General features: G+C 62.9%; 1 protein-coding gene. It reads right to left on the reverse strand.

All coding sequences use genetic code 11. The features are described from left to right. Nucleotides 1-10: 10 nt before the first annotated feature. A partial coding sequence (locus tag AC1RPG_RS08930; RefSeq protein WP_481762629.1) for a hypothetical protein occupies nt 11-245 on the reverse strand: 235 nt, incomplete at its 5' end.

Consider the following 245-nt stretch of genomic DNA (forward strand, 5'->3'; position numbering starts at 1 on the left):
TTCTTGTGGCTTACGCGGGGTCGTACTCCATCGCGTAGCCCGTGATATCGGACGCGAGCAGCACGATACGACGACAGGTTTTCGCGGGCGGCGTCGGGCTTCTTTCCAACACGCCCGCGCGGCGCGGTCTCACGCTCTGCACGTTCGGCACAGACTCAACCAGCGCGAACAAGACAAACAAGCCGCGTTCGCTTTCATCGGTTGTCGTGTCGTCGGTTCCCGTGTGCGAGTGACCGCCACGCGTG

The organism is Dellaglioa sp. CoH-57-MRSF-18, assembly GCF_056781995.1.